General features: G+C 58.6%; 6 protein-coding genes. 1 reads left to right on the top strand and 5 read right to left on the bottom strand.

Annotation, left to right across the window (positions count from 1 at the left end; genetic code table 11):
* Nucleotides 1-79: 79 nt before the first annotated feature.
* From BSU04_RS19025 to ilvD, 4 genes are all read right to left on the bottom strand, one after another.
* A complete protein-coding gene (locus BSU04_RS19025) occupies nucleotides 80-529 on the bottom strand; it encodes a GNAT family N-acetyltransferase (protein ID WP_089162094.1) in 450 nt (149 codons plus the stop codon).
* Between the two features lie 346 nt (nucleotides 530-875).
* Nucleotides 876-1,280, bottom strand: a complete 405-nt coding sequence (locus BSU04_RS19020; RefSeq protein ID WP_089162093.1) for a VOC family protein — start codon at nucleotides 1,278-1,280, stop codon at nucleotides 876-878.
* 238 nt (nucleotides 1,281-1,518) lie between these two features.
* Entirely contained in the window at nucleotides 1,519-4,047 is a 2,529-nt protein-coding gene (gene valS / locus BSU04_RS19015) for a valine--tRNA ligase (RefSeq protein WP_089162092.1), read from the bottom strand.
* A 1,011-nt stretch (nucleotides 4,048-5,058) separates the two neighbouring features.
* Nucleotides 5,059-6,918, bottom strand: a complete 1,860-nt coding sequence (gene ilvD, locus BSU04_RS19010; protein ID WP_089162091.1) for a dihydroxy-acid dehydratase — start codon at nucleotides 6,916-6,918, stop codon at nucleotides 5,059-5,061.
* 609 nt (nucleotides 6,919-7,527) lie between these two features.
* Between ilvD and BSU04_RS19000 the strand changes: the two genes are divergently transcribed.
* The gene (locus tag BSU04_RS19000) at nucleotides 7,528-9,318 is read left to right on the top strand and encodes an FAD-dependent oxidoreductase (protein ID WP_089162089.1); all 1,791 of its coding nucleotides are present in this window, start codon (nucleotides 7,528-7,530) and stop codon (nucleotides 9,316-9,318) included.
* Nucleotides 9,319-9,823: 505 nt separating this feature from the next.
* On the opposite strand, the gene BSU04_RS18995 is transcribed toward BSU04_RS19000, so the two are convergent.
* On the bottom strand, nucleotides 9,824-10,028 hold a 205-nt coding region (locus tag BSU04_RS18995; RefSeq protein WP_144021271.1), incomplete at its 5' end, for a transposase.

Here is a 10,028-nt window from a genome sequence, read left to right as displayed (position 1 = left end):
TTGATGATTCGCAAGTCGGCTGCGCGGCGCACACGTTCTCGGCCGAAGCCGACAAGATGGCTGTGAATTCCGCTACGATTTAACGCGGCCCCGTATTAAACAACATCAGCATACAAGGATCTTCGTCGGGCCCATCGCTGAGAACAACAGGCGTACCAACCGGCACGACCGAACGCCAAAATTTTAGACCCTCAGTGTTATCGAGCATCGTTGTTACTCGCCAATCACCTGCATGCATTTCGAAGAGTGCGCGCACGGCCTCCCGCCCTATTGATTGTCCGCGATACGACTTCGAGACACAAAATTCAGCCATCTCGAACAACGGGGCATTGGTCAATGTTCTAACCAGAGCAAACCCAGCTACCTTTCCGTCCACAAGAATAAAATAAGGGTATCTTTCTGCCTCTTCCCAGTAGAGCGGGAGGTACGGATACTCTGTATCGGCTCCAAGTTCCTGCAGATAATCGACAACCATCTCGATCAAAACTTCTTGGGACTTCCTCGGTGCGATTTCGACTTCAATTTTCAATATCCTGCTCCCGAATGCTAATCAATGCCTTAGCTCGCCGACGCGTTAGTTGTCGGCGAGCTGCCCGATAACGTCGAGCGTCGGTTATGGCCGGTCTCTGCCTCATACGAGCAGCATATCTCGCGCCGCAAGCCAGCTAGGGTTTTGAGAAACATACTCTAAACGAATCTCGTCACCGGACCTCGGATGCGTCCTAAGCGCGCGGACGGGAGGCCTCGAATAGCATCGTCGGGTTCGGCATCGTGCCCGTCCACGAATGGACGGACACCGGCACGCTATCGTTGAAGCAGCGCTGACAGACAACGGTCACGCAAGATTCCGCCAGACAAGCGTTCGTCTGCCGCGATCAGGCAGCGACCCCGGGGTTTGGAAGAACCTCACCAATATCGATGCGATTCCCATCAGGATCTGCCAGCACGAAACACCTGAGCCCGAAGTCGGCATCGCGCAGGGCCTTGATGATCCGAACATCGTGGGTCGTGCAGTGCTCATAAAGGACAGCTGCGTCTTCGACCATGAGGTGCGCTACATTATTTAGCGACGCCTTATGGTTCTTGTTCTGCGACAGATGCAGTTCAGCCTTGTCCTTCTTCAGGATGACGAACCCGACGGGATCCCCGTTCTCGAACACTTTGTTAAACCCCAGCACACCACAGTAAAACTGGAGGCTTCGGTTGAGGTCTTGAACTCCGAGGCCTGGTGCGAGTCTTCCAAAACTGACGCCATGCGGCGGAGACAACGTGGTTTCCATATTGACGCTCCATCGGATGAGCCAGAGGCAGCCCGCAAGGCGGTGCTTATCGAAAGCATGCGTGGTCTCGTTGGCGGAGCGGTGTCCGCACGGTAGGCGCCGCCCAGCGTGGTGTGCGGCGCGCTCAAAACAATATCAGAAAGTTGCAGCGCGTCCGCAAAAGCTTCGAGATAGCTTCGCAAATGCTCGTGTCACAGCCCGGTCAGGAGGCGCAAACGCGTCCCCTGACCCGTGCTTTCTAGGCGAGCGTGACACTGACACCAAAACTCTCCGCGAAGGCCGTTTCGAACCGCTTGACCTGTCCCGCGTCACACAGATCACGTTCCGCTGACCGCAAAATCGCCAACCGCTCTGCCGAGTCGCTGACGATGACATGGTCCACGACCGCTTTCATCGACACCTTCGCTTCCGATTTTGCCCGCCGAATCTCGCGCAACACGTCAGAGACGACGTTCGTGGTGTCGTTGATCACAACCGGCCCCGCAAGGAGGTCAAGCAAAAATGCATCGGGCCATGGAGCGCGATGAACCGACGCTTCTTGCCACCACGACCAGCTCTCCTCTGCGGCGAACGGCAGGAACGGTGCGAACAGGCGCTGGATCACTGACAGAGATTCAGCCAACGCGCAATGAGCTGACACCGCACCGGCCCCCGTGCCGTGCGCTCGACCTTTTACGAGTTCAACGTAGTCGTCGCAATACCACCAGAAAAAAGCTTCTGCCTGTTCGAGAGCTTTGCTGTAGTCGAGCGAGGCAAGCGCAGTCGTAGCGAGGTTCACGACCTTCGCAAGCCGCGCAATCATCGCCTGGTCCAACGGTTCGGTCATGCTGCGCTCGGATTGATGAGCGAAGCCGAGCGCGAACTTCGACACGTTCAACAGCTTCATCGCCAGCCGCCGCCCGTTCTTCATTTGTGTTTCGTCGAAAGCGGTATCCATCCCAAGGCGCCCCAGTGCGGCCCAGTAACGAACGCCATCCGAGCCGTATTTATCGAGCAGCGCGACCGGCGTCACCACGTTGCCTTTCGACTTTGACATCTTCTTTCGATCGGGATCGAGAATCCAGCCTGACAGCATTGCTTGCTTCCACGGCAGTCGCTTCGTTTCCAGATGCGACCTGACGACCGTTGAAAACAGCCACGTCCGGATGATGTCGTGTGCTTGTGGACGCAGGTCCATCGGAAATACCTGATCGAAGCACCCGTTCGCTTCTTCCCAACCGGCTGCGATCTGCGGCGTGAGGGAACTCGTCGCCCACGTATCCATGATGTCGGCTTCACCAATAAATCCGCCGGCTTGCCCTCTTTGATGTTCGCTGTAACCGGCCGGAATGTGCGACTGAGGGTCGATCGGCAATGCCGACTCGTCCGGGCAGATTGGGGCGCCGAAATCAGGCTGTCCTTGCAAATCGAGCGGGTACCACAACGGAATCGGCACGCCGAAAACCCTCTGGCGGCTGATGAGCCAGTCTCCATTCAAACCGCCGACCCAGTTCGCGTAGCGGCTGCCCATGAAGCTGGGAGACCAACTGAGCTCATTACCACGCTTCAAGAGGTCGTCGCGAAGTGTCGAATCACGTCCGCCATTGCGTAGATACCACTGCCGCGTCGCGATGATTTCGAGCGGACGGTCACCTTTCTCGAAGAACTTAACGGCGTGTTTGATCGGCCGCGGCGTTCCGATCAAGCCGTTGCTCGCCTTCAACGCTTCGACTATCCGCCGACGCGCTTCTGCAACCGTACATCCCGCAATCTGCAGGTACGTCGCACGAGCTTCCTGCGACGCGATCCAGTCCGGCACTTCATGCTGCACGCGACCGTCCTTACCGATGATCGCGCGTGTTGGAAGATCGAGTTCACGCCACCAGATCACATCGGTGAGGTCGCCGAAGGTACAAATCATCGCGAGGCCGGTGCCTTTCGCCGGATCGGCAAGCGCATGCGCTCTGACCGGCACGTCCATGCCGAACAACGGGCAGCGGACCGTGCTGCCGATCAGATGGCGGAAGCGCTCATCCTCGGGGTGTGCGACCAGCGCGACACAAGCCGGCAGCAATTCCGGCCGCGTCGTGGACACCAGCACGCCGTTGCCACCGTCGTCTGCGAAGCGAAGATCATGAAAGGCGCCGCCGATCTCGCGATCCTCCAGCTCAGCCTGGGCCACGGCCGTCTGGAACGTGACGTCCCAGAGACATGGCGCCAGCTGGCGATAGAGTTCGCCGCGTTGCAGGTTTCGCAGCAGCGCGCGCTGACTTGCGCGTTGAGCGCGTTCGTCAATGGTCGCGTAGGTCAGACTCCAGTCGACCGAGAGCCCCAGGCGGGCGAAAAGATCGCGGAAGGCGATCTCATCGAGCTCCGTCAGACGATGACACAGTTCAATGAAATTGCGCCGGCTAACGCGAGCAAACGACGATCGCCGGGACGGCACAACATTGGGCGTGCAATAGTCTGGATCATAGACGGTATCGAGATCGCAGACGACGCCGTAGTAGTTCTCCACACGCCGTTCGGTTGGCAGTCCGTTGTCGTCCCAGCCCATTGGATAGAAAACCGTCTTACCCATCATGCGCTGGAACCGAGCGATCATGTCAGCATGGGTGTAGCTGAACACGTGGCCGACATGCAAGGAGCCCGACACGGTGGGCGGAGGAGTGTCGATCGAATACACGGCATCACGCTTCGCGGAGCGATCGAACGCGTATGTGCGCTGTTCGTCCCAATGCAGACTCCAGCGCTTTTCGATGCCTTCGAGTTGAGGTTTTTCCGGCACCCGTATGGCCGATCGCCCTGGAACGTGGTGCGATAGAGCTAACTCGTCAGCGGGGACAAGATCAGGCGCGAGCGAAGAGATCCCGCGAGATTGACTGGCGGCAGAAAAGCCTGAAGGCCAAAAGGTACTGGGAAGAGAAACTGGATAACGCTGCGTGCAAGGACGCAAACCCGTAAGGCGGGAATAATCGGTAGACGGCGGCTCTATTGTGCCGGTCAGAACATCGTTACGTTTAACGGTGACATAGCATCCTCCGGAGGTTGGCGTGAGAAAAGGGTTCTCCCAGCTTGTGACCGGGTTCCACTTTTATAATCGATTGTGCGGCTTCCGGCAACACCCAAGTGCGTCTCGTTTGCCGGGCTCCTGCAGCTTGCTGTCGGCATCCAAGCCTTAAAGTGCCAGCGATTTCGTCGGGGTCTGTCGGTTGTTGACGATCTAGGCGGTAGTGTCGGACGCCCCAAAATCGCCGACCACTGCCTGGTGGCGATCGGCGGCACGCGACCCACTCCGGTCAGACAGATTGTTCCAAACCGGTCAGTCAGCCAGATTCAGGTTTTGCACACTGGAGTGCTAATAAGCGGCCGTTGGCGACCTCACCCAATCGGCCAGTCTGAGACGTTCGATACAGTCGCCTAGATCGTTGACACCGCCTGAAGAACGCCAGATAACGGCCATCATCCATTTGAATAATCCTGGCTCACCATTCTTGCTCGCTTCTGACGTGGACACCGGTGAGTCCTCCGCGGAGCCACAAGCAATTGCGTATGCTGACTCGTTCACCCACGCATCCCGGGTGCTGCATAAAATAAAGTCTGTGCCAGGTAAGTGAAAAAAACTGCCGACACAGTTCCTGAAAAATCCAGGTGGCCCCTGCTCGTTGTCACGACTCGGTCGTCCGCGACTGTCGCAGTTCGACGCTTTTAGGCCGATCGGCTCGACGACCGATCAGCAGTACTCGGCGTATCGATCTTGTTAGCCCTGTTCGCCTTAGCTCGACAGAGCCCTTCAACCTCACTTGCGCTTGATTTGCGAGAGGTCCCTCACGGCGCCACGGTCAGCCGAAGTCGCAAGCGCTGCATAGGCCTGCAACGCCAGCGACACCACGCGTTCACGATTCACGGGCATCCAAGTTTTGTCACCGCGTGCCTCCATAGCCTCGCGACGGCGCGCCAATTCCTCCCCCGATACCCGCAAATGCATCTTGCGCTTCGGGATGTCGATCTCGATCACATCGCCTTCCTCCACTAGACCTATCGTGCCACCTTCCGCTGCTTCCGGCGACGCATGCCCGATCACGAGCCCAGACGAACCGCCCGAGAAGCGCCCATCGGTAAATAGCGCGCAGCTCTTGCCCAGGCCCTTAGATTTCAGATACGACGTGGGGTAAAGCATTTCCTGCATGCCGGGGCCGCCCTTGGGGCCTTCGTAACGGATCACGACCACGTCGCCCGCCACCACCTTGTCGCCCAGAATGGCTTCGACGGCGTCGTCTTGGCTTTCAAAAACGCGCGCGGGACCGGAGAAGGTCCATTGCGATTCGTCGACACCCGCAGTCTTGACGATGCAGCCCTTCTCCGCGAGGTTGCCGTAGAGCACGGCGAGGCCGCCGTCTTTCGAATACGCGTCCTGCTTGCTGCGGATACAGCCGGTCTTGCGGTCGGTATCTAATGAGGCAAATGTGGCTTCCTGGCTGAACGCGACCGTGGTCGGAATGCCACCTGGGGCCGCGCGGAAGAAATCCTGTGCTTGTTCGCCCGCACCACCTGCAATGTCCCACTTGGCAATTGCGTTGCCCAGCGTGCCGCTGTGCACGTTGCCGCACGACAGATCCAGCAGATCCGCGCGGGCCAGTTCGCCAAGAATGCCGAGAATGCCGCCGGCACGATGCACGTCCTCAATATGGTATTTGTCGGTGGCGGGCGCCGCTTTGCACAGGCACGGCACTTTGCGCGAGATGCGATCAATGTCGGACATGGTGAAATTGACGCCGGCTTCTTGCGCCGCGGCCAGCAGGTGCAGCACGGTATTGGTCGACCCCCCCATGGCCACGTCGAGTGCCATGGCGTTCTCGAATGCCTGCTTGCTGGCGATGCTGCGCGGCAGGACCGACGTGTCTTCTTCCTGATAGTAGCGGCGGCACAGGTCCACTATCAGACGGCCGGCCTGTTCGAACAGGCCCTTGCGCCATGCATGCGTGGCGACGATCGTGCCGTTGCCGGGCAGCGCCAGACCGATCGCTTCGGTCAGGCAATTCATCGAGTTCGCGGTGAACATACCCGAGCATGAACCACATGTCGGGCACGCGCCACGCTCGACTTCGGCCACTTCAGCGTCGCTGATTTTGGGGTCCGCCGCCTTGATCATGGCGTCGATCAGGTCGATCTTGGCGACCTGTCCGTGCGTCGGCGATTTAACCTTGCCCGCTTCCATCGGACCGCCAGAGACGAAGACCACGGGGATGTTCAGGCGCATGGCGGCCATCAGCATGCCCGGGGTGATCTTGTCGCAATTGGAGATGCAGACCATAGCGTCGGCGCAATGCGCGTTGATCATGTATTCCACCGAGTCGGCGATCAGCTCGCGCGAGGGCAGCGAATACAGCATGCCGCCGTGGCCCATGGCGATGCCGTCGTCGACCGCAATGGTGTTGAATTCCTTCGCTACGCCGCCGGCCGCTTCGATTTCTCTTGCCACCAGCGCGCCCAGGTCGCGCAGATGCACGTGGCCCGGCACGAACTGGGTGAACGAGTTCACCACCGCAATAATGGGCTTACCGAAATCATCGTCCTTCATTCCGGTCGCGCGCCATAAGGCGCGGGCGCCGGCCATGTTGCGGCCATGAGTGGAGGTTCTTGATCGATAGTGGGGCATCTGTATCCTCAGGTTGTTATTATCAAAATCAGAATTGCGCCCGGGCCAGCCAATGCGCCGTTGCGGACGATGACGGCACACCGATAGCCCGCAGGCGACGGCTCGCGATATCGCGCATGGTGTGCGCCGGGAACTTACAAATAGTGAGAGAGCGTCAGTAAGACGTCCAATATATTTTTTCGACTAAATTAGGTCGTAAAAGATATTAATTGACGGTCGGCCAAGGCGAGCAAGGGACGGTGATGCGCTCCTTCGCATTAGACGGCGCGCTCCTTCAGTCGCCGTACTCGCCTCCTCCATCGCCTGCGCTTTCTACGCAAAAGTCCGCAGCATTTATCGCGGAATGTCCGCTTTGTAAGTAGCCAGACAGCTGCAGCGGGTCGCCTGTTGCCGATCAAAGACTTGCGTGGTTCGGGTTGCGTATGCGATTTGCATGAAGTGGCACGCGGCCATCTGCGGCCACTCATCCACGATGTTGCACTGCCATTTGGATGTCGCTTCGATCTCTTGCAACGGCCATTCGCTTGACGAAGCGAACCGGGTTGGCTTTAGAATTCAGAAAAAATGGTACGGAAAGGCGATTTACTCTCGACAAGAAAAAGAGATGCCATGAAAAGACGATGCATTCTAAAGGGAGTTGCCGCCCTTCCACTCCTCGCCAACACCACGATCTTCGCCGAAGGAATCCCCCCCGTAGCTGGAAAGGGGCGCATCCGACCGAGCGATCCCGCGTGGCCGAAAGCAGAGGAATGGGAGACGTTGAGTCGAGAGGTTGGCGGAAGATTGTTGCAACCAACGACGATTTGGCAGACCTGTGCGGGAGCGCCTGGCACGCCCCGCTGCCTTGCCCGCCTCAAGGAAGCGCGAAACCCAATCGCGCTCGGCGACGATCCTGGCGGCACCCAGATCTCAGGCTGGCTGGACGGATGGGCACCCAGCGCGAGCGCTTACGCCGTGGCGGCCCGTTCTACTGCTGACGTGGTTGCAGGCATCAATTTCTCCCGCGCACACAATTTGCGCCTAGTCGTGAAAGGCGGTGGTCATAGCTACCTTGGCGGTTCGAACGCGCCGGATTCTCTTTTGATCTGGACGCGCGCGATGAACCGCATCGATCTACATGATGCGTTTGTTGCATTGGGCTGCTCGACGCCGGCGATGCCAGCGGTGACTATAGAGGCGGGCTGCATGTGGATCGACGTCTACACTGCCGTCACTACCCAGGCGGGGCGATACGTCCAGGGCGGTGGCTGTGCGAGCGTGGGGGTTGCCGGTCTTGTCCTGGGCGGCGGCTTCGGCTCATTCTCGAAGCGTTTCGGATTGGCGGCCGCGAGCCTGCTCCAAGCTGAGATCGTCACCGCTGACGGCGTTGTCCGCACGGTTAACGCATGGCGGGAGCCCGATCTTTTCTGGGCGCTGAAAGGCGGGGGGGGCGGCAGTTTCGGCGTGGTGACCAAGATCACTTTGCAGACCCACGACCTGCCCGATAACTTTGGCTGGGCCGAGTTCACGGTCAAAGCGTCGTCACGTGAGGCTTACCGACGGCTGGTAGGACAGTTCGTTGATCACTATGCCGAAAATCTGTTCCACTCCCAGTGGGGCGAGCAGCTTGTTTTTCACAACGACGAAGTCCGCGTGGCGATGGTGTGTCAGGGCCTAAACGACGTACAGGCCAAATCGGCATGGGCACTTTTCATCGATTGGGTACAAGCCTCGCCGGTGGATTTTACCTTCACCGAAGAACCTCACGTCGGCGCCGGCCCGGCGCGCCACTGGTGGGATCTCAAGGCCAACCCGGGACTGGTGCCCGACCCACGCGCTGGAGCTGCCACGAACCACGGCTGGTGGCGAGGTGATGAAGACCAGGCATCACTGTTCTTGCACGGCTACGAGTCACAATGGCTGTCCGCGACTCTTCTCGAACCTGCCCAACGCGGTCGGCTTACTGGGGCGCTCATGGAGGCCGCCCAATTTCAGACCGTAGAACTGCATGTCAATAAAGGTCTCGCAGGCGCATCGCCGGAGGTGAACGAGCAGGCTCGTCGGTGCGCTATGAATCCGAAAGTTGCCGACGCGTTTGCCCTAATGATTGTGGCTGCAGGCGGTCCCCCACCGTTCGCAGGTCTCCCGATCACTCCACCTGACATGGCACAGGCACATCGCAATGCCGAGAGTGTCGCCAAGGCGGCGGCCGTTCTTAAAGCATTGTCTCCACAAAGCGGCTCCTATCTGTCGGAAGCCGATTTTTTTCGCGGAGATTGGCGCGAGGCGTTCTGGGGGAGCAATTATGTGCGGCTGAAAACGATCAAAGACCGCTACGACCCGGAGGGCTTCTTTTTCGTCCATCACGGTGTAGGCAGCGAGGACTGGAGTTCTGACGGCTTCACGCCTGTGCGGTCGTGATCTTTGAAGTAAAGAGATGCGCCAGACCGATAGGTGCGCGGTACAAGCGCGAACGAAATGGGCATGGGCTCCGTCAAGCTTCTCGCTATATGCCACTGAAGAACGCCTACACCTTCCATGGACGGTTAGATATGTCATTCGTTGTCCGAGAGCCGAATGCGAGAGATCTGGATGTCCGGTTCGATGAGCGGGATGTGGAAACGGGGTCAGGGTGAAGTTATTCGGGCACCGCTAGGCGAAAAGGGGCGGCAACAGACAAACCAAACCTACTGCTACCGCGCCAAATCTCGACCGACTTCTGCCCGACACGGACCGATCGGTGACGGCTCACTCTGCTAGTTCAACGTCGGACCGGGTTCGGCCCAGACCGTGTCAAAACGCGTAACGGCACAAACTCCGACGACACGTGCTCTCGCAACGAAGTGCGGATCATTGAATGCGGCATGCGGAACATCAATTTCATCAAAGAGGATGTGGTCAAGTCTCCGGTTGGTTGCACGCAGGCCTATGCCTGCATCGCTTTCATGACCGTTTCTGATCCGAGTAACTTAATGACTCGCTTCATGTTGTACGCAAGCACGTGCAGGCTCATCTCGGTGCTGACTCGCTCGATAGTTCGTGTTAAGAAATGCGTGGCTCCCATCCAAGCCTTGATTGTGCCAAACGGATGCTCGACGGTTTGTCTTCGGATACGCATCATCTCGGGGCTG

The organism is Caballeronia sordidicola (assembly GCF_002220365.1).
GTDB lineage: Bacteria > Pseudomonadota > Gammaproteobacteria > Burkholderiales > Burkholderiaceae > Caballeronia > Caballeronia sordidicola_C.
Note: the sequence above shows the minus strand (reverse complement) of the source record. Positions and strands in the feature narration are given on the sequence as shown.

What these genes read in the sequence shown, in the direction of transcription:
- ilvD (WP_089162091.1), bottom strand. Translation starts at nt 6,918, where the DNA reads ATGCCCCACTATCGATCAAGAACCTCCACTCATGGCCGCAACATGGCC.
- BSU04_RS19000 (WP_089162089.1), top strand. Translation starts at nt 7,528, where the DNA reads ATGAAAAGACGATGCATTCTAAAGGGAGTTGCCGCCCTTCCACTCCTC.
- BSU04_RS19020 (WP_089162093.1), bottom strand. Translation starts at nt 1,280, where the DNA reads ATGGAAACCACGTTGTCTCCGCCGCATGGCGTCAGTTTTGGAAGACTC.